Annotated in this window: 12 protein-coding genes; 9 read left to right on the top strand and 3 right to left on the bottom strand. The window is 72.7% G+C overall.

Going from position 1 to position 18,748, the window contains the following annotated elements:
• Positions 1-19 precede the first annotated feature (19 nt).
• From ACEZDE_RS31170 to ACEZDE_RS31160, 3 genes are all read left to right on the top strand, one after another.
• Positions 20-1,408 carry a GAF domain-containing protein gene (locus ACEZDE_RS31170; RefSeq protein ID WP_380543558.1) on the top strand — a complete coding sequence of 463 codons (1,389 nt, stop codon included), beginning with the start codon at positions 20-22 and terminating at the stop codon, positions 1,406-1,408.
• Between the two features lie 67 nt (positions 1,409-1,475).
• Positions 1,476-2,999, top strand: coding sequence for an acetaldehyde dehydrogenase ExaC (exaC, locus tag ACEZDE_RS31165; RefSeq protein WP_380543555.1), 1,524 nt, complete (start codon positions 1,476-1,478; stop codon positions 2,997-2,999).
• 2 nt (positions 3,000-3,001) lie between these two features.
• Positions 3,002-3,400, top strand: a complete 399-nt coding sequence (locus ACEZDE_RS31160) for a DUF779 domain-containing protein (protein ID WP_380543552.1) — start codon at positions 3,002-3,004, stop codon at positions 3,398-3,400.
• 19 nt (positions 3,401-3,419) lie between these two features.
• On the opposite strand, the gene ACEZDE_RS31155 is transcribed toward ACEZDE_RS31160, so the two are convergent.
• Both ACEZDE_RS31155 and ACEZDE_RS31150 read right to left on the bottom strand, forming a co-directional pair.
• Positions 3,420-5,729, bottom strand: coding sequence for a glycosyl hydrolase family 95 catalytic domain-containing protein (locus ACEZDE_RS31155; protein WP_380543549.1), 2,310 nt, complete (start codon positions 5,727-5,729; stop codon positions 3,420-3,422).
• Positions 5,726-8,689 carry a glycoside hydrolase family 3 C-terminal domain-containing protein gene (locus tag ACEZDE_RS31150; RefSeq protein WP_380543546.1) on the bottom strand — a complete coding sequence of 988 codons (2,964 nt, stop codon included), beginning with the start codon at positions 8,687-8,689 and terminating at the stop codon, positions 5,726-5,728. The genes ACEZDE_RS31155 and ACEZDE_RS31150 overlap by 4 nt, the downstream gene beginning before the upstream one ends.
• 330 nt (positions 8,690-9,019) lie before the next feature.
• Between ACEZDE_RS31150 and ACEZDE_RS31145 the strand changes: the two genes are divergently transcribed.
• From ACEZDE_RS31145 to ACEZDE_RS31120, 6 genes are all read left to right on the top strand, one after another.
• A complete protein-coding gene (locus tag ACEZDE_RS31145; RefSeq protein ID WP_380543543.1) occupies positions 9,020-10,699 on the top strand; it encodes an ABC transporter substrate-binding protein in 1,680 nt (559 codons plus the stop codon).
• A 35-nt stretch (positions 10,700-10,734) separates the two neighbouring features.
• On the top strand, positions 10,735-11,733 hold the full coding sequence (locus ACEZDE_RS31140; protein ID WP_380543540.1) for an ABC transporter permease: 999 nt from the start codon (positions 10,735-10,737) through the stop codon (positions 11,731-11,733).
• Positions 11,730-12,677: a carbohydrate ABC transporter permease gene (locus ACEZDE_RS31135; protein ID WP_380543537.1), complete on the top strand. Its 948-nt coding sequence runs from the start codon at positions 11,730-11,732 to the stop codon at positions 12,675-12,677. The genes ACEZDE_RS31140 and ACEZDE_RS31135 overlap by 4 nt, the downstream gene beginning before the upstream one ends.
• Positions 12,678-12,755: 78 nt before the next feature.
• Positions 12,756-13,772 carry a LacI family DNA-binding transcriptional regulator gene (locus tag ACEZDE_RS31130; protein WP_380543534.1) on the top strand — a complete coding sequence of 339 codons (1,017 nt, stop codon included), beginning with the start codon at positions 12,756-12,758 and terminating at the stop codon, positions 13,770-13,772.
• Between the two features lie 45 nt (positions 13,773-13,817).
• Positions 13,818-15,851, top strand: coding sequence for a TIM-barrel domain-containing protein (locus tag ACEZDE_RS31125; RefSeq protein ID WP_380543531.1), 2,034 nt, complete (start codon positions 13,818-13,820; stop codon positions 15,849-15,851).
• Positions 15,851-17,884 (top strand): beta-galactosidase, encoded by a 2,034-nt coding sequence (locus ACEZDE_RS31120; protein ID WP_380543529.1) that lies wholly within the window; start codon positions 15,851-15,853, stop codon positions 17,882-17,884. The genes ACEZDE_RS31125 and ACEZDE_RS31120 overlap by 1 nt, the downstream gene beginning before the upstream one ends.
• 33 nt (positions 17,885-17,917) lie before the next feature.
• On the opposite strand, the gene ACEZDE_RS31115 is transcribed toward ACEZDE_RS31120, so the two are convergent.
• Positions 17,918-18,718: an SAM-dependent methyltransferase gene (locus ACEZDE_RS31115; RefSeq protein WP_380543526.1), complete on the bottom strand. Its 801-nt coding sequence runs from the start codon at positions 18,716-18,718 to the stop codon at positions 17,918-17,920.
• Positions 18,719-18,748 lie beyond the last annotated feature (30 nt).

Genomic DNA, 18,748 nt, shown 5'->3' with positions numbered 1-18,748 from the left:
GAAGCGGGCACGGGAGTCGATGGGCGGCAACGGCAGCTGGCTGGCGCAGGTCGGTGCGGACCCGCAGGCGCGGGCGCGTCAGATCGGGGACGCACACACGGCCTTCGTCGCCGCGGGCAACCCAGCGGGCGGCCCAGCGGGCAGCCCCGCAGGTGACCCCGGGCCCGGTGGCGGCGGGCTGCGCGAGGTGGTGGCGCAGTCCTGGCTGCGCTCCCGCGAGGCCCGGGTGGACCAGGCGGTCGCCCCTCCGGTCACCCTCACCGACGGCGACCTCGCCGCCTACCGCGACGCGCATCCGCTGGCCCGGGTGATCGGGGTGCTGCGGCAGATCGTCGGCACCGCCGCCGACGACGGCGACCACCTGATGGCGGTGTCCGACGCCTCGGGACGGCTGCTCTGGGTCGAGGGCAACCGCTCGGCCCGCGCCCGTGCCTCCCGGATCAACTTCGTCGAGGGCGCGCTCTGGGACGAGGCCCACGCCGGCACCAACGCCCCCGGCACAGCGCTGGCGCTCGACCACGAGGTGCAGATCTTCGCCACCGAGCACTTCCGCACCCCGGTCCAGGCCTGGACCTGCGCCGCCGCCCCGATCCACGACCCGAGGACCGGCCGGATCCTCGGCGTGGTCGACCTGACCGGCGGCGACATCGTCGCCAACCCGCACAGCCTGGCCCTGGTCCGGGCCGCCGCGCGGGCCTGCGAGGCGGCGCTGTGGCTGCCGCAGCGGACGGGCGAGGAGGAGCGGCTGCGGGTGCTCGGGCCGCACGAGGGCCTGCTGAACCGCACCGACGGCACCGAGCTCCGGCTGACCCGCCGCCACGCCGAACTGCTGATCATGCTGGCGCTGCACCCGGACGGCCTGACGGGGGATCAACTCGCGGACCTGCTCTACGATATGCCGCCCAGTCCGACCACGCTGCGGGTCGAGCTGACCCGGCTCCGCCGGATCGTCGGCGAACTGCTCGGCTCCCGCCCCTACCGGCTCACCGCCCCACTGCGGGCGGACTTCCTGGACGTGGCCGCGGCGCTGGACCGCGGCGACCTCCGGGACGCCCTGGCCGACTACCCCGGCCCGCTGCTGCCCAGCTCGGAGGCCCCGGCCGTGGTCGCACACCGGCACTGGCTGGACACCAGGATGCGCGCCGCGGTGCTCGCCTCGTCCCGGTTCGACACCGTCCGCGGCTGGGCCGAGGGGCCCGGGTTCGACGACCTCCAGGTCTGGGAGCGGCTGGTGTCGGTCGCCCCGCCGGGCTCCCCGTGCCGCGAGGTGGCCCTGGCCAGGACGGCGGAGCTGCGGGCCGAGTGGGGCCGGCCGCGGCTCCCCGGCCAGCCGCCGGGCCAGCCGCCGGGCCAGCCGCCGGGCCAGCCGCCGGGCCGTGCAACGTTCGTGCAACCTCGGTGGAACTAGGTTGCGGCCAAGAGGCCGGGCGTCCAACGAGGGACGGTCGGCCAGGAGGCTGACGGAGGTCACCACCATGGCCCGTTTCGCAGCGCCGGGGGAACCCGACGCGAAGATGAGCTACCAGCCGCGTTACGACCACTGGATCGGCGGGGAGTACGTGCCGCCGAAGCGCGGGGAGTACTTCGAGAACCCGACCCCGGTGAACGGCCACACCTTCTGCGAGGTCGCCCGCGGCACTGCCGAGGACGTCGAGGCGGCCCTCGACGCCGCCCACGCCGCGGCGCCCGCCTGGGGCCGCACCCCCGCCGGGGAGCGGGCGAACATCCTCAACCGGATCGCCGACCGGATGGAGCAGCACCTCGAAGCCCTCGCCGTCGCCGAGAGCTGGGAGAACGGCAAGCCGATCCGGGAGACGCTGGCCGCGGACATCCCGCTCGCCATCGACCACTTCCGCTACTTCGCGGGCGCGATCCGGGCCCAGGAGGGCTCGCTCGCCGAGATCGACGAGGACACCGTCGCGTACCACTTCCACGAGCCGCTGGGCGTGGTCGCGCAGATCATCCCGTGGAACTTCCCGATCCTGATGGCGACCTGGAAGCTGGCCCCGGCGCTGGCCGCGGGCAACGCCGTGGTGATCAAGCCGGCCGAGCAGACCCCGGCGTCCATCCACTTCTGGATGAGCCTGGTCGCGGACCTGCTGCCGCCGGGTGTGGTGAACATCGTCAACGGCTTCGGCGTGGAGGCGGGCAAGCCGCTGGCGTCCAGCCCGCGGGTCGCCAAGGTCGCCTTCACCGGGGAGACCACGACCGGGCGGCTGATCATGCAGTACGCCAGCGAGAACATCAAGCCGGTCACCCTGGAGCTGGGCGGAAAGAGCCCCAACATCTTCTTCGACGACGTGAGTTCGGCCCGCGACGACTTCCTGGACAAGGCGCTCGAAGGCTTCACCATGTTCGCGCTGAACCAGGGCGAGGTCTGCACCTGCCCGTCCCGCGCGCTGATCCAGGAGGGTCACTACAGCGAGTTCCTGGACGCGGCGGTGGAGCGCACCCGCGCCATCGTCCAGGGGCACCCGCTGGACCCGGCCACGATGATCGGCGCACAGGCGTCCAACGACCAGCTGGAGAAGATCCTCTCCTACCTGGACATCGGGCAGCAGGAGGGCGCCAAGATCCTGATCGGCGGCTCGCGGGCGGACCTGGAAGGGGAGTTGGCGGGCGGCTACTACGTCGAGCCCACCATCTTCGAGGGCAACAACGCGATGCGGATCTTCCAGGAGGAGATCTTCGGCCCGGTGGTCTCGGTCGCCCCGTTCGCGACCTACGACGACGCGATCCGGATCGCCAACGACACCCTGTACGGGCTCGGGGCGGGCGTCTGGACCCGGGACTCGACCACGGCGTACCGGGCGGGGCGGGCGATCCAGGCCGGCCGGGTGTGGACCAACTGCTACCACGCCTACCCGGCGCACGCGGCCTTCGGCGGCTACAAGGGCTCGGGCATCGGCAGGGAGAACCACAAGATGATGCTCGACCACTACCAGCAGACCAAGAACCTGCTGGTCAGCTACTCGGCGAAGAAGCTCGGGTTCTTCTAGCCATGGACCGGAGCGCGAGCAAGGCCGAGCGGGTGGCGGTGACCGCCGCCGCCGAGGAGCTGCTGCGCAAGCTCTACGCCGCCAACGGCCCGCTGATGTTCCACCAGTCCGGCGGCTGCTGCGACGGCAGCTCCCCGATGTGCTACCTGGAAGGCGAGTTCCGCACCGGCGCCTCGGACGTGCTGCTGTCGTCGCTCCGGGTGGAGGGGGTGGCCGAGCCGGTCACCTTCTGGATGTCCAAGGACCAGTTCGAACGCTGGCGGCACACCCACCTCACCGTGGACGTGGTCCCCGGCCGCGGCGGCGGCTTCTCGTTGGAAGCCCCCGAGGGCATGCGCTTCCTGATCCGCTCCCGCCTGCTCACCCCGGAGGAGACGGCGGAGCTGGAGCAGCTCCCGTGAACAGGAGCGCGACCGCGTGTCAGTTTGGTTCCGCGGTGAGGTGGTAGGCGATGTCCGCCTGCGCCTGGAAGCCGCTTCGGCGGCGCCCTTCGGGGCTGAGGGTGCGGGTGGCCGGGACCGGCCGGTCGTCGGGGCCGGTCAGTCGCGGAGCGGGACCCCGGGCGGGGACGGTGAAGGCGACCGTCCCCGCCCGGGACGTGTGCAGGGTGGCCCGGAGCAGGGCGTGGTCCTGCCAGGCCAGGTCGACGGTGAGGCCGCCGTGCGCGCGCAGGCCGTGCGCCGAGCCGTTCGGCCAGGCGGCGGGGAGGGCGGGCAGCAGGGCGGTGCCGTCCGGGGTGTTCTGCAGCAGCAGTTCGGTGACGGCCGCGGTCGCGCCGAGGTTGCCGTCGATCTGGAAGATGCTCGGCGGGTGCAGGTCGAGCAGGTTGGCGGCGGTGGATCCGGTCAGCAGGGTGGTCAGGCTGTGCTGGGCCAGGTCGCCGTCGCCGAGTCGGGCGGCCAGGGCGGCCACCCAGGCCAGGCTCCAGCCGGTGCCGCCTCCGCCGTGCTCCAGGCGGGACCGGAGCGCGCGGCGGGCGGGCTCGCGGTCGGCGGGGGTCAGGCCGCTGCCGGGGTAGAGGCCGTAGAGGTGGGAGAGGTGGCGATGGCCCGGGTCCTCGACCGTGACGTCGGTGCGCCACTCCAGCAGCGCGCCGTCCGGGCCGGTGCCGGGGCGGGGCAGTCGGGACCGGGCACCGGCCGCCCGCGCGGAGAGGTCGGGGTCGAGGCCGAGCAGCCCGGCGGCGCGGACGTAGGAGTCGAGCAGCTCGGTCGCCAGCCAGTAGTCCATCGTCGTCATCGCGCTCACCGCGGCCAACCGGCCGTCCGGGGTCCGGAATCGGTGTTCGGGCGAGGTGGACGGGCAGGTGACGAGGTGGCCGTCGGCGTCCTCGGTGAGGAAGTCGAGCAGGAAGCGGACCGCGCCGCGCATCGCCGGATAGGCGCGCTCGGCCAGGAAGCCGCGGTCGCCCGAGTAGAGGTAGTGCTGCCACAGGTGGGCGCACAGCCAGGGTCCGGCCTGCGGCCAGTTCGCCCACTGCGGGCCGCCCTGCACCGGGTTGCTGCTGCGCCACAGGTCGACGTTGTGGTGGACCGCCCAGCCGTCGCAGTCGTAGTACCCGCGGGCGGTCCGCTGCCCGGCCTCGGCCAGGTCGGTGACCAGGTCGAACAGCGGTTCATGGCACTCGGCGAGGTTGGTCGGCTCGGCGGGCCAGTAGTTCATCTGGGTGTTGATGTTGGTGGTCCAGTCGCAGTTCCACGGCGGCCGGAGCTCCCGGTTCCAGATGCCCTGGAGGTTGGCGGGCTGGGTGCCGGGGCGGGAGCAGGCGATGAGCAGGTAGCGGCCGTAGCCGAAGTGCAGCGCGCTGAGGCCGGGGTCGGCCGCCCCGGCGCGGAGGGCGGCGAGGCGCTCGTCGGTGGGGAGGTCGGCGTGAGCCGAGCGGAGGTCGGCGTGGGCGGAGCGGAGGTCCAGTCCGGCCCGGTCGAACAGCCGGGCGTGGTCGGCGGTGTGCTCGGCCTGGAGGTCGGCGAAGCGGCGGGCGGCGGCGGAGTCCAGGACGGCGGTGACCCGGGCCTGAAGCCCGGCGCTCGGGCCGGTCGGCTCGGTGCGCCAGTCGCGAAAGCCGGTGGCCGCCGCCACCAGCACGGTCGCGGTGTCCGCGGCGGTGACGGTGACGCTGCCGTCGGGGTGGCCGCGGACCTCGCCGCCCTCGGCGAGGACGCGTAGGCCGAGCACGAAGCCCATGCCGCCGTTCATGAGGTGACCCAGCGTCAGACCTGCTTGGGAGTACGAGGGGTGGGGGGTGGTGAGGCGGGCGGTGAAGCTGATGCCGCCGCCGGTGAGGTGGTGCGCCAGGACTCCGGCCGGGGCCGAGACGAAGGTGCGGCGGATCCGGCTGCCGCAGCGGACCGTGTGGACGGCGGTGCTGAGGTTCAGCTCACGCCGGTAGTCGGCGTCCGCGGCGCCCGCGGCGGAGTCGTGGGTGAGCAGCAGGCTGCCCAGCGGCTGGTAGGCGTCGGTGTCGGGGCCCTGCATCCGTCGGGCCAGTTCGTCCGCGCGCAGGTGGTCGCCGTCCCGCAGCACGGCTCGGCGCAGGGCGGGGAGGCGGGCGGCGGCGGTGGGGTCGTTGCGGTCGCCGGGGCCGCCGGTCCACAGGGTGTCCTCGTTGAGTTCGATCACCTCGTCCGTGGCCTGCCCGTAGACCATTGCGCCCAGGCGTCCGTTGCCGAGCGGCAGGGCCTCCAGGAAGCCGGTGGCGGGGGCGCGGTACCAGAGCCGGGTCTCGCTCATGCCGGGTCGGACGGCAGCAGGGTGAAGGCCGCGAAGCGCTGTTCGCCGCGCAGGACGAAGCGCAGGTCCGCGCTGCCGCCGCGGTGGTCGTCCGGCAGTGGGACGGTCACCGACGTCCAGGCGTAGCGGTCGCCGGTGCTCGGGACGGTGATCCGGGCCGTCGCCGGGCGGTCGCCGATCCGCAGTTCCAGCTCGGCGCCGCCCGCTTCGGCGCGGGACACCTCGACCTGGAGGCTGATCGGGCCGCCGTGCGTCAAGTCGACCGAGCGGAAGAGGAGTTCGGAGTGCGCCGCGCCGTCGGCCGGGGCGACCGCGTCGCCCCGGCCGACGGCGGCGTCGACCAGGGCGACGCCGGTGCAGGCGTCGAAGTCGACCGCCGGGACCCGCCGTCCGAGCACCGTGCGCGGCCGGGGCTCCGGGCCGGTCACCGTGAGCGGGGCGGTCAGCGGCAGGTCGGCGGCGGAGCGTCCGACCAGGATCCGGTAGCGGCCGGGATCGACGGTGAACCCGCCGGTGCCCACGTCCCAGTGGGCGAAGGCGTCGGCGACGGCCAGGTCGAAGCGGACGGTGCGCCGCTCGCCCGCGGCGAGGTCGACCTTGCCGAAGTCGGCCAGTTTCAGCAGCGGGGCGTCGTAGCGGGCGTCCAGCGCGCGGACGTAGAGCTGGACGGTCTCCCGGCCGCCGCGCGGGCCCGTGGCGGCGAGGGTCAGGCTGACCCCGACGGTGCCGTCCCGGTCCACGGTGGAGCTGGAGAGCCGCAGGTCGGAGTAGTCGACCCGGGTGTAGCCGAGGCCGTGGCCGAAGGGGTAGAGCGGCGCGGCCCGGTGGTACTGGTAGGTCCAGCCGGCGCTGATCACGTCGTAGTCGAGCCGCTCCGGCAGCGGGTCGTCGGCCCGGTACCAGGTCTGCGGCAGCCGTCCGGACGGCTCCGCCGTGCCGAGCAGCACGGCGGCGAGGGCGTTGCCGGTCTCCTGGCCGCCGTGCGAGGTCCAGACGACGGCGGGGAGGTGGGCGTCGGCCCAGTCGACCGCGTAGGGGTAACTGCTCATCAGCACCAGGACGGTGCGCGGGCACTCCGCGGCCACCGCTCGCAGCAGTGCCTCCTGCTCCGGAACGAGAGCGGTGCTCTCGCGGTCCTCCGCCTCACGCCCGTTGATCAGCGGGTTGTTGCCGAGGACGACGATCGCGGTGTCCGCGCCGCGGACCGCGGCGAGCGCCTCGGCGGTGCCGTCCCGGACCACGGTCCTGGTCCAGCGCTCGGCGTCGGCGGGGTCGGTCGCGGTGACCGCCACCCGGCCGCTGGCCGGGTCGACCACGGCGTACCGGCCGCTGTGCACATTGCGGAGCAACTCGCGGCCGTCCGGCTGGAGTTCCAGGCGGAAGGTCTCGTGCACATCCCAGCCGTTGGGCTCGACCTGGTCGGCGGCGAGGCCCGCGTCGGCGTCCTTGAGGGTCAGGAAGCGTCCGCCGAGGGCGTTACGGAGTGTCAGGACGCCACCGCCCCAGTCGAAGAGGTCGAATCCGGCGGCGGCGTCGCGGCTGGCGTCGGCGGCTGCGGCGTCCCGCACGAGCACCGGTCCGGTGGGGTCGTCCGTCGGCACCGCCAGCCGGCCGCCGGTCGACGCCGCGGTCAGGGTGATCCGGTCCACCCCCTCCGCGCAGACGGTCCGGTCGTCGCCCAGCGCCGTCCGCAGCCCGTCCGCGACGGTGACCCGGTACGGCATGGTCCCGCTGTACCAGTCCTCGCAGAGGGTGTCCGCGAACGGCCCGACCACCGCGACCCGCCCCGCCCCCGGCAACCCCGCCCCCGCGGCCAGCGGCAGCGCCCTGCCCGCGTTCTTCAGCAGCACCACCGACTCTGTCGCCGCCCGCAGGGCCAGCGCACGGTGCCCGGGGGAGTCGACCACCTCCCACGGGGTGTCCGCGTACGGATCCAGCTCCGGGTCGAACTCGCCCAGCCGGAAGCGGATCGACAGCTGCCGCCGGACCGCCCGGTCCACGTCCGCCGGGTCGATCAGCCCGCGCTCCAGCGCCTCGGTGATCCGGCCGACGGTGACCGCGCTGTCCTCGCCGTGGTCGGTGAAGCTGTCGACGCCCGCGCGCAGCGCCGCCGCGTGCGACTCGGCGTGGTCGTCGTAGTAGTGCTCGGGGTCGACCAGGTTGGACGGCGCCTCGGCGTCGCTGACCACGAACAGCTCGTGCCCGGTCGGTCCGGCCCAGCGCCGAAGCTCGTCCTCGACCAGTGGACTGACGTGGCAGGGACGGCCGTTGACCAGGTTGTAGGCCAGCATCGCCCCGGTCGCCGCGCCGGAGGCGACGGCGGTGCGGAAGGCCGCGAGGTCGTACTCGTGCAGCACCCGGGGGCGCAGCCCGGACGAGGTGGTGCAGCGGTCGTCCTCGTTGTTGTAGGCGAGGAAGTGCTTGAGGATCGGCGCGGTGCGCAGCCGGTCCGGGTCGTCCCCGGCCATGCCGCGGCAGTAGGCGTCGCCCAGCCGGGCGGTCAGCAGCGGGTCCTCCGCGTAGCCCTCCTCGTTGCGGCCCCAGCGCGGGTCGCGGAGCAGGTTCACCACCGGGGCCCAGGCCTGGAGGCTGTGCCGGCCCTCGCCGACGGCCGGGGTCCGGTGGTGGTGGTAGGCGCGCAGTTCGGTGCCGGTCACCGCGGCGACGGCGTGGCAGAGCTGCTCGTCCCAGGTCGCGCCCAGGCCCACGGCCTGCGGGAACACCGTGGCGGTGCCGAGCCAGCCGACACCGTGCAGGGCCTCGGTGCCGGTCCGGAACGGGCCGACGCCGAGCCGGGGGACGGCGGGGGCGTACTGGTGCAGCATCGCGATCCGCTCGTCCGGGGCGAGCCGGCCGAGCAGGTCCTCGACCCGTGCGGCCAGCGGCAGTTCGGGGTCCTGGAAGGGGTGGGGCCCGGTCGCTCGGTGCTGCTGCTGGACGGAGGCGGAGGCGGTACTCACCTGGTGGACCCCTTGCGGTACGTGGTCGGACGGAAGCGGTTCGAAAGTGGCAGCGAGCCGCCCGTCTGTCAACCGTGCGGTGGGGTCGAATTTTCCACAACAGCTACAAATACCGCTGTGACCTGGCTAGTTGTAGAAGTTGACAGATCATCAGGGCGGTTCCGGGAATTTTTGTTCAGACTCTTGCCGAACCTGTAACGCGTGGTTAGTCTCGCCGCAACATCGAAGCGCTTCGACGCCTTCGCATCGCTGCCCGTGTACCGCCACCGCCGCACCGCTCCCGCCGTACCGCCGCTGACCGGATCCCACAGACGAAGGGCCGCACCGACCATGAGCATCGAGATGAACCGCAGATCCGTTCTGCGCACCGCCGTCGGCGTGGCCGGGGCCGCCTCCATGGCCCCGCTGCTGAGCGCCTGTGGGTCGGGCAGCGCCGTCAAGTCGGGCGCCAACACCAAGAAGGGCGTGACCAGCGCGGTTCCCGCCTACACGGCGAACACCTCGGTCAAGCCGGACATCCCCTCGGTGTCGTTCGCCAACGGCGCGGTCACCGACCCGGGCTTCCTGACCTACCCGGCCAACCCGGTCGCGACGGTGACCGGCAAGCCCGGCTCCGGCGGCAGCTACACGGCGGTCACCCCGCTCTGGGGCGCGGTGCCCCAGGCGGGCAACTCCTTCTACACGGCGGTCAACGCGGCCCTGGGCGCCAGCCTCACCATGCACCCGGCCGACGGGAACACCTTCAACACCGCGATCACCACGCTGACCGCGGCCAAGAAGCTCCCGGACTGGGTCCAGCTGCCGACCTGGTGGAACCAGACCTTCAACACCGGTGAACTCGCCGCGACCCAGCTCGCCGACCTCACCCCCTACCTGGCCGGGGACAAGGTCAAGGACTACCCCAACCTCGCCGCCATCCCCACCGGCGCCTGGAAGTGCGGGGTCTGGGACGACAAGCTCTACGGCATCCCCTCGTTCTCCTCCGGCACCTCCTTCGCGGGCATGACCTACTACCGCCAGGACGTCTTCGAGGCCAAGGGCATCAGCGCCTCCGAAGTCACCTCGGCGGCCGATCTGATGGCCCTCGGCAAGGAGCTGACCAGCGCCTCCGCGGGCGTCTGGGCCTTCGACGACGTGTGGACCTACCTCCAGCCGGCCTTCGGCATCGCCAACAAGTTCTGGATCAAGGACGGGAAGCTGGCGCACAAGTACGACCAGCCCGAGTTCCTGGAGGCCCTGGACTGGCACTACCAGCTGGCCAAGTCCGGCTCCGTGCACCCGGACGCCCTGGCCGGCAAGAACAGCGACGCCAAGGCCCGCTTCTACGCCGGGAAGGTGCTGATCGAGGGGGACGGCACCGGCGCCTGGAACCTGGCCGACGACCAGGCGGGCAAGGCGGCGTCCAAGGCCTACCGGCGCGGTGCCTTCCCGCTGTTCGCCGCGGACGGCAAGTCCACCCCGAGCATCTACCTGGGCACCTCCACCAGCTTCGTCAGCTACCTCAACGCCAAGCTCAGCCCGGCCCAGATCAAGGAGTGCCTGGCCATCGCCAACTACCTGGCCGCACCCTGGGGTTCGGCCGAGTACACGCTGATCAACTACGGCGTCGAGGGCACCGACTACACCATGGTCGGCGGCGTGCCGACCTTCACCTCCGAGGGCCAGAAGAGCGTCCAGCAGCAGACCTTCCCGTTCCTGGCCACCTGCCAGGAGGTGATCAGCAACCCCGGCGCGGACCAGCTCACCAAGGACTACACCGCCTGGAACACCGCGACCGCCAAGTACGCCTACAAGAGCGTGTTCTGGAACATGAACATCACCGTCCCGGCGCGCTACTCCACCGCCGACGCCGCCCAGGCGGTCGAGGACACCGTCAAGGACGTCTACCACGGCATCAAGCCGGTCTCCGCCTTCCAGGAGGCGGTCAGCACCTGGAAGAAGAACGGCGGCACCACGCTGGTGGAGTGGTACCAGACGAACGTCATGGACAAGTACGGCACCGACCAGTAGTCGACCCGCCCGATCCGTCACACCCAGGAGGTACGGTGGCCGCCGCGGTTACCACGAACGCCGGTGCGGAGGACGGGACGAAGGGCGGGGTGAAGCCCGCCGCGTCCCGCCCGGAGCGCGCCCGAAAGCTCAACTGGCGCGTCCGGCTGCGCCGCGACAGGACGCTCATCCTGATGACCCTGCCGGCCGTCGTCCTGCTCCTGGTCTTCAACTACCTGCCGCTGTTCGGCACGGTCACCGCCTTCGAGTACTACGACCACCTGACCGGGGTGCTGCACAGCCAGTGGATCGGCCTGGAGAACTTCCAGCAACTGTTCCAGGACCAGCTGTTCTGGGAGGCGCTGGAGAACACCCTGGCGATCAGCGCGGTCCAACTGGTGCTGTTCTTCCCGATCCCGATCGTCCTGGCACTGCTGCTGAACTCGGTGCTGAACGAGCGGATCCGCAGCCTGGTCCAGTCGGTCACGCTGATCCCGCACTTCTTCTCCTGGGTGCTGGTGGTCACCCTGTTCCAGCAGATGCTGGGCGGCGCCGGGCTGGTCAACCAGTTCCTCCGGCACCAGGGCATGGGCACCTGGGGGGTGATGACCGACCCGGCGACCTTCAAACTGCTGGTCACCTCGCAGGCGATCTGGAAGGAGGCCGGCTGGGGCGTCATCGTCTTCATGGCGGCCCTGGCCGCGATCGACCAGAACCTCTACGAGGCCGCCGCGGCCGACGGGGCGGGCCGCTGGCGCCGGATGTGGCACATCACCCTCCCCGGGATGCGCGGAGTCGTCGTGCTGATGCTGGTGCTGCGCCTCGGCAACGCGCTGACGGTGGGCTTCGAGCAGATGCTGATCCAGCGCACGGCGGTCGGCCACGACGCCGCGGACGTGCTGGACACCTTCTCCTTCTACTACGGCATCGGAACCAACAACGAGGGCTACGGCACCGCGGCCGGCCTCTTCAAGAGCGTGATCTCGCTGGTGCTGATCCTGGCCGCCAACAAGCTCGCGCACGCATTCGGCGAAGACGGGTTGTACCGGAAATGAGCACACTCTCCCTGAGCGGCGACCGCCGCCGCGCCCCCCGGCCCAGGGCCGAACGTCCCCCCTGGGAGGAACCGCCCAGCCGGGCCGGGCAGGCCGGCAAGGGGACCGTGCTGGCCCTGGTCGTGCTGGCGGTGCTGGTGCCGCTCTACTGCGTGGTGCTCACCAGCCTCTCCACCCAGGGGGCGGTCAACCGGGCCGGCGGCATCGTCCTGGTCCCGGACGGGCTCACCCTCAACGCCTACAGCACCATGCTCAGCGGCGGCCCGGTCGCCCAGGCGCTGCTGGTCAGCCTGGGCATCACCGTGGTCGGCACGCTGTTCTCGATGGTGGTCTCGGTGCTCTGCGCCTACGGCCTGTCGCGGTCCCGCTCGCTCGGCCACCGCTTCCTGCTGATGCTGCTGATCGTCACGATGTTCGTCAGCGGCGGGCTGATCCCCAGCTTTCTGGTGGTGGTCGGACTCGGCGGCCTGGACCAGTACTGGTCGCTGATCCTGCCGACCGCGGTGTCGGTCTTCAACATCCTGGTGCTGCGCTCCTTCTACTCCGGCACCGCGGCCGAACTGATCGACGCCGCCCGGATGGACGGGGCGGGGGAGTGGCGCATCCTCTGGTCGGTGGTGCTGCCGACCTCGCGCGCGGTCACCGCCGTGGTCACCCTGTTCTACGCGGTCGGCTACTGGAACTCCTTCTTCAACGTGATGCTCTACATGGGCACCGACAGCACCAAGTGGCCGCTGCAGTACGTGCTGTACTCCTACGTCAGCCAGGGCGTCGCGATGCCGGGGCAGAGCAACGCGGGCTTCGGCAGCGGGCACTCGGTCACCACCCCGCTCGCCCTGCAGATGGCGGTCGTGGTGCTCACCCTGGTCCCGGTGCTGATCGTGTTCCCGTTCCTGCAGAAGCACTTCGCCAAGGGCATGCTGACCGGTGCCATCAAGGGCTGACCCCGGTTCACTACGCTGCACACACAACGCCGCACAGGTCCATCGAACAGCGGGGAACTCCGACATGGGAAGTCCGACATGGTGACACTCGCCGAGGTGGCGCGGCAGGCGGGCGTCTCGCCCAGTACGGTCAGCTACGTCCTCAGTGGCAAGCGGGCGATCTCCGAGCCGACCCGGGCCCGGGTCGAGCAGGCCATCAGCGACCTCGGCTACCACCCCAACGCGGGGGCCAGGGCCCTGGCCGGGAAGCGCTCGCACATCATCGCCCTGGTGGTGCCGCTGCGGACCGACGTCTACGTCCCGATCATGATGGAGATCGCCATCGCGGTCACCATGGCGGCCCGGCAGTACGGCTACGACGTGCTGCTGATCACCAATGACGAGGGCCCCGAGGGCGTCCGCCGGGTCGCCGCCAGCGGGCTCGCCGACGGCGTGGTGCTGATGGACGTCGAGCTGGAGGACGAACGGATCCCGGTGCTGCGCGAGCTGGGCAGCCATGCCGCGATGATCGGCCTGCCCGCCGACGCGCACGGCCTGGCCTGCGTCGACCACGACTTCACCGCCGCGGGCGCGCTCTGCGCCGACCACCTGGCCGACCTCGGCCACCGCGACGTGGCCTTCGTCGGCTACGCCCCGCAGGTCTACCGGCGGCACGCCGGCTACGCCGAGCGGACCCTGACCGGCTTCCGCGAGCGGGCCGCCGCGCGCGGACTGCGGATCCTGCACCGCCCCTGCGAGGGCACCTACGAGAGCACCGCGGGGACGCTGGCCCGAATCCTGGAGGACCGCCCGGCCACCACCGGCTTCGTGGTGCAGAACGAGGGCGCGCTCGGTCCGCTGCTCAGCCTGCTGCGCGGCAGCGGACGGATCGTCCCCGAGGACGCCTCGGTGGTCGCGCTCTGCCCGGAGCAGCTCGCCGAGCAGAACTCGCCCCGGCTCACCGCGGTCACCGGCCCGGCGCAGGAGCTGGGCCGACAGGCGGTGGAGCTGGTGATGAGCCGGATCGACGGCGGCGCCCCGCCGGAGATCACGCTGCTCACCCCGGTGCTGACGGTCCGTGAGAGCACCGGCCCCGGCCCTTTCCCCGTTCGTTGACGTAGCGTCAACTCGTTTTCGGCGCGCACCTTCCTGGAGACAGCCATGCCCGCACACATCCATGACCTCGGCGACGCGCTGGAGTGGCGCGCCCGGGGCGAGACCCTGCGGATCGAGCCGTGGGGCCGCGACTCGGTCCGGGTCAGGGCGACCCCCGGCGGCCCGCTGCTGGCCGACCTGCCCGGCGCGCTGCTCGACCGCCCGGCCCGCTCCGACGCCGTGATCACCCTGGAGCCGAGCGGCGCCACCCTGGTCAACGGTGCGATCACGGTCCGGCTGGACGGCGGCGACCCCGACTCCGCCGACCCGCAGCTGCACTCCGCCGCCGGACGGCTCAGCTTCCTCCGCACCGAGGACGGCAGCGAGCTGCTGGCGGAACAGCCCGCGCACTTCTGGTGGCCCGGCCCGCGCCTCTACACCGCCACCGGCAACGGCTACCACCGGTTGGAGCAGAGCTTCTGCGCCTACCCCGGCGAACGGCTGTTCGGGCTCGGTCAGCACACCCACGGGCTGCTGGACCAGAAAGGCGCGGTGATCGACCTGGTCCAGCGGAACGCCGAGGTCAGCATCCCGCTCCTGCTCTCCGACCGCGGCTACGGCCTGCTCTGGAACAACCCGGCGATCGGCCGGGTCGAGCTGGGCGCCACCGGCACCCGCTGGGTCGCCGACAGCGCCCGTCAGCTGGACTACTGGATATCGGCGGGGGAGCCCGCCGACGTCCTGGCCCGCTACGCCGACGCCACCGGCCACGCGCCGGTGCTGCCGGAGTGGGCGGCCGGGTTCTGGCAGTGCAAGCTGCGCTACCGCACCCAGCGGGAACTGCTGGAGGTCGCCCGCGAGTACCGGCGGCGCGGGCTGCCGCTGGACGTCATCGTCGCCGACTTCTTCCACTGGACCCACCTCGGCGACTGGAGGTTCGACCCGGCCGAGTGGCCGGACCCGGCCGCGATGGTCGCCGAACTGACCGGGCTGGGCATCAAGCTGATGGTCTCGGTGTGGCCGTCGGTCAGCCCGCTCAGCGAGAACTACCACGAACTGCTGAACCGGGGCCTGATGGTCAACACCGAGTACGGCCCGGTCGCCCACGCCGACTGGCCGGACAAGGGCCTGGACGCCTACTCGGCCCAGGTCGCCTTCTACGACGCCACCAGCCCGGAGGCCCGGGAGTTCGTCTGGGACAGGCTGCGGCAGAACTACCTCGACCTCGGCATCACGGTCTGGTGGCTGGACGCCTGCGAGCCGGAGCTGAAGCCCGGCTACCCGGCCAACCTCCGCTACCACGCCGGTCCCGGCCTGGAGGTCGGCAACCTCTACCCGCGCGAGAACGCCCGGATGGTCTGGGACGGCATGCACGCCGCCGGGCAGACCGAGGTGGTCACGCTCAACCGCTCCTCCTGGGCCGGGGCCCAGCGCTACGGAGCCGCGCTCTGGTCCGGCGACATCGGCACCGACTTCGCGTCGCTGCGGGCCCAGATCAAGGCCGGGCTGAACGTCGCGGTGTCCGGCATCCCCTGGTGGACCACCGACATCGGCGGCTTCCACGGCGGCGACCCGGACGACCCGGCCTACCGCGAGGTGCTGATCCGCTGGTTCCAGTACGGGGCGTTCTGCCCGCTGTTCCGGCTGCACGGCTTCCGCGGCCCGGAGCAGAAGCTCGAACCGGCGATGACCGGCCTGCCCAACGAGGTCTGGTCCTACGGCGAGGAGGCCTTCGACATCCTTGCCGGATACCTCCACCTGCGGGAACGGCTGCGCCCCTACATCATGGAGCAGATGGCCGCCGCGGCCGGGACCGGGCTGCCGCCGATGCGCCCGCTGTTCGTCGAGTTCCCCGACGACCCGTCCGCCTGGACCGCGGAGGACTCCTTCCTGCTCGGCCCCGACCTGCTGGTCGCCCCGGTCACCGAGGCCGGCGCCCGCTCCCGCGAGGTCCGGCTGCCGCTCGGCGCGCACTGGACCGACGCCTGGACCGGCGCCGGGTACGAGGGCGGCCGGACCGTGCGGGTGGACGCGCCGCTGGACCGCATCCCGCTGTTCCTGCGCGACGGAGCCGAGCTGCCGATCCATCAGGAGCGTTGATGGGGGTGGTCTTTGACGGTCGGCTGGCGTTCGGCGGCGACTACAACCCGGAGCAGTGGGACCCGGCGGTCTGGGCGGAGGACGACGCGCTGATGCGGCAGGCGGGGGTCAACCTGGCCACCGTCGGCGTCTTCTCCTGGGCGCTGCTGGAACCGGAGGAGGGGCACTACGCCTTCGACTGGCTGGACGCCCAGTTGGACCGGCTGCACGCCAACGGGGTGAGCGTCGACCTGGCCACCCCAACCGCCTCCCCGCCGCCGTGGTTCACCCTGGCCCACCCGGAGGCCATGCCGGTGACCCCGGACGGCACCCGGCTCACCCACGGCAGCCGTGACACCTACTGCCTGGCCGCCCCCGCCTACCGCAGGGCCGCCGCGGCCATCGCCTCGGCCCTGGCCGCGCGCTACGCCGGGCACCCGGCGGTGGCGCTCTGGCACGTCCACAACGAGTACGCCACGGTCTGCCACTGCGAGCAGGCAGCGGCGGCCTTCCGGCAGTGGCTGCGGGAGCGGCACGGGAGCCTGGACGCGCTCAACCAGGCCTGGGGGACCGCCTTCTGGAGCCAGCGGTACGGCTCGTGGGAGCAGGTCCAGCCGCCGCGGGCGACCCAGTGGCACCACAACCCCGGCCACACCCTGGACTACCGCCGGTTCTGGTCGGACCTGGCGCTCACCGCCTACCGTGAGCAGCGCGACGCCATCCGGGCCCACAGCGACCGGCCGGTCAGCACCAATCTGATGCTGCCCGGCTACCAGACCCTGGACCTGTGGAAGTTCGGCCGTGAGGTGGACTTCGTCGGGATCGACCACTACCCGGACGCGCCCGGCGCCGACGCCCACGCCGACATCGCCTTCGGCGCCGACCGGGCCCGCTCCTTCGGCGGCGGAAAGCCCTGGCTGCTGATCGAGCAGGGCACCAGCACCGTCTACCGGCCGGGCCTGACGCTGCCCCGCGAACCCGGCGACATCCTGCGCAGCAGCCTCGGCCACATCGCCCGGGGCTCGGACGGCGCGCTGTTCTTCCAGTGGCGGCAGTCCCGGGCGGGCGCCGAGATGTGGCACTCGGCGATGGTCCCGCACGCCGGGTCCGACACCCGGATCTTCCGCGAGACCGCCGCCACCGGCGCGGCGCTCGCCCGGCTGGGCGAGCTGGCCGGATCCCGGGTCGAACCGCCGCGGGTGGCGCTGCTCTGGGACGCCGATGCCTGGTGGGCGCTGGACAGCGCGGGCATGCCCAGCAGCGGACTCGACTACCTCGGCACGGTCCGCAGGGCGCACCGCGCGCTCTGGGACGCCGGGGTGGCGGTGGCCTTTGCCCACCCCGAGGACGACCTCTCCGGCTACCGCGCGGTGCTCGCGCCCAGCCTCTACCTGGTCTCCGACGACGGCGCGGACTCGCTGCGCCGGTATGTGCGGGGCGGCGGGACGCTGCTGGCACAGTACTTCAGCGGGGTGGTCGACGCCCGGCACCAGGTCAGGACCGGCGGCCACCCGGGCGCGCTGCGCGAGCCGCTGGGCATCCGGGTGGAGGAGCACCGGCCGCTGCCGCCGGACCTGGAAGTCGCACTGTCGGACGGGTCGTCAGGGACGGTGTGGAGCGAGGACCTCCGGGCGGAGGGGGCGGACGTCCTGGCTTCGTACGGAGGCGGGGGTGACGGGTGTGGGGGCGGCGACGGTGCCGGCTCGTTGACGGGGAAGCCCGCGGTGACCCGGCACCGGTTCGGGGCGGGGAGCGGCTGGTATGTCTCGACCCGGCTGGACGACGCCGGTTACGCGGCGCTGCTGGGCCGGGTGCTGGCGGCGGCCGGGGTCGGCCCGGTGCTGCCGGGGCAGCCGGCCGGGGTGGACGCGGTGCGGCGTCGGAAGGGTGAGCTGAGCTGGCTGTTCCTGTTCAACCACGGTCCGGGGGAGGTGTGGCTGCGGTCGGTGGCGGCCGGGGTGGAACTACTGACCGGGGCCGCCGTCCCGGCCACTGGGCTGCGGCTCGGGGCGGGCGGGGTCGCGGTGGTGCGGGAGGGCGGCGTGTCGGCGTGAGCGGGCGGGCGGTGCGTCGGACGGTGCGTCAGGTCAGCCGCGCTTGACGGCCACTCCGGCGTAGCCGGGGACCTCGATCGCGGTCAGCCCGCGGTCCTCGTCGTTGTCGGGCCGCCACTCGTGCACCGGCACCACCCCCGGCTGCACCAGGTCCAGCTCGCCGAAGAACCCGGCCACCTCGGCGTGGGTGCGCGAGACGATGTCGAGCCCGGCCCTGGCGTAGGCGAGGGTGACCGACTCGGCGACCGCGGGCGGCAGCAGTTCGCCGGTGCCGTGGGTCAGCACCAGCACGCTGCCGGGCGCGAGCGCGTCCCGGTAGCGGGCCAGCAGGTCGGCCGGCTCCTCGGCGTCGGGGATGAAGTGCAGCAGCGCCACCAGCAGCAGCGCCACTGGCTGGGACAGGTCCAGCAGCGCCTTGGTCTGCGGGGCGTCCAGGATCGAGGCGGGGTCGCGGAAGTCGCCGTCCAGGTAGGCGATCCGGCCCTCGGCGGTGCTGCGCAGCTTGGCGCGGGCGTGCGAGAGCACGATCGGGTCGTTGTCGACGTAGACCACCCGCGCGTCCGGCACCGCCGCCTGCGCCACCTCGTGGGTGTTGTCGCTGCTGGGCAGGCCGGTGCCGATGTCCAGGAACTGGCTGATGCCCCGGCCGGCGGCGAACCGCACCGCGCGGCCGAGGAAGCGCCGGTTGGCCCGGGAGCCGGTCGGGGCGCTGGGCAGCAGGTCCACCACGCGCGCGGCGGCGGCCCGGTCGGCCGGGAAGTTGTCCTTGCCGCCGAGGTAGTAGTCGTACATCCGCGCGGCATGCGCTCCGTCGATGCGCAGGGGGGATGCCATGGCGCTCCTTCCGGCTCTCCGGGTCCGAGC

Source organism: Streptacidiphilus cavernicola (genome assembly GCF_042510955.1).
GTDB lineage: Bacteria > Actinomycetota > Actinomycetes > Streptomycetales > Streptomycetaceae > Streptacidiphilus > Streptacidiphilus cavernicola.
Note: the sequence above shows the minus strand (reverse complement) of the source record. Positions and strands in the feature narration are given on the sequence as shown.

Coding starts and splice junctions, on each gene's coding strand:
- ACEZDE_RS31160 (WP_380543552.1), top strand. CDS start 3,002: ATGGACCGGAGCGCGAGCAAGGCCGAGCGGGTGGCGGTGACCGCCGCC.
- ACEZDE_RS31130 (WP_380543534.1), top strand. CDS start 12,756: ATGGTGACACTCGCCGAGGTGGCGCGGCAGGCGGGCGTCTCGCCCAGT.
- ACEZDE_RS31145 (WP_380543543.1), top strand. CDS start 9,020: ATGAGCATCGAGATGAACCGCAGATCCGTTCTGCGCACCGCCGTCGGC.
- exaC (WP_380543555.1), top strand. CDS start 1,476: ATGGCCCGTTTCGCAGCGCCGGGGGAACCCGACGCGAAGATGAGCTAC.
- ACEZDE_RS31155 (WP_380543549.1), bottom strand. CDS start 5,729: ATGAGCGAGACCCGGCTCTGGTACCGCGCCCCCGCCACCGGCTTCCTG.
- ACEZDE_RS31125 (WP_380543531.1), top strand. CDS start 13,818: ATGCCCGCACACATCCATGACCTCGGCGACGCGCTGGAGTGGCGCGCC.
- ACEZDE_RS31170 (WP_380543558.1), top strand. CDS start 20: ATGGGCGGCAACGGCAGCTGGCTGGCGCAGGTCGGTGCGGACCCGCAG.
- ACEZDE_RS31135 (WP_380543537.1), top strand. CDS start 11,730: ATGAGCACACTCTCCCTGAGCGGCGACCGCCGCCGCGCCCCCCGGCCC.
- ACEZDE_RS31115 (WP_380543526.1), bottom strand. CDS start 18,718: ATGGCATCCCCCCTGCGCATCGACGGAGCGCATGCCGCGCGGATGTAC.
- ACEZDE_RS31120 (WP_380543529.1), top strand. CDS start 15,851: ATGGGGGTGGTCTTTGACGGTCGGCTGGCGTTCGGCGGCGACTACAAC.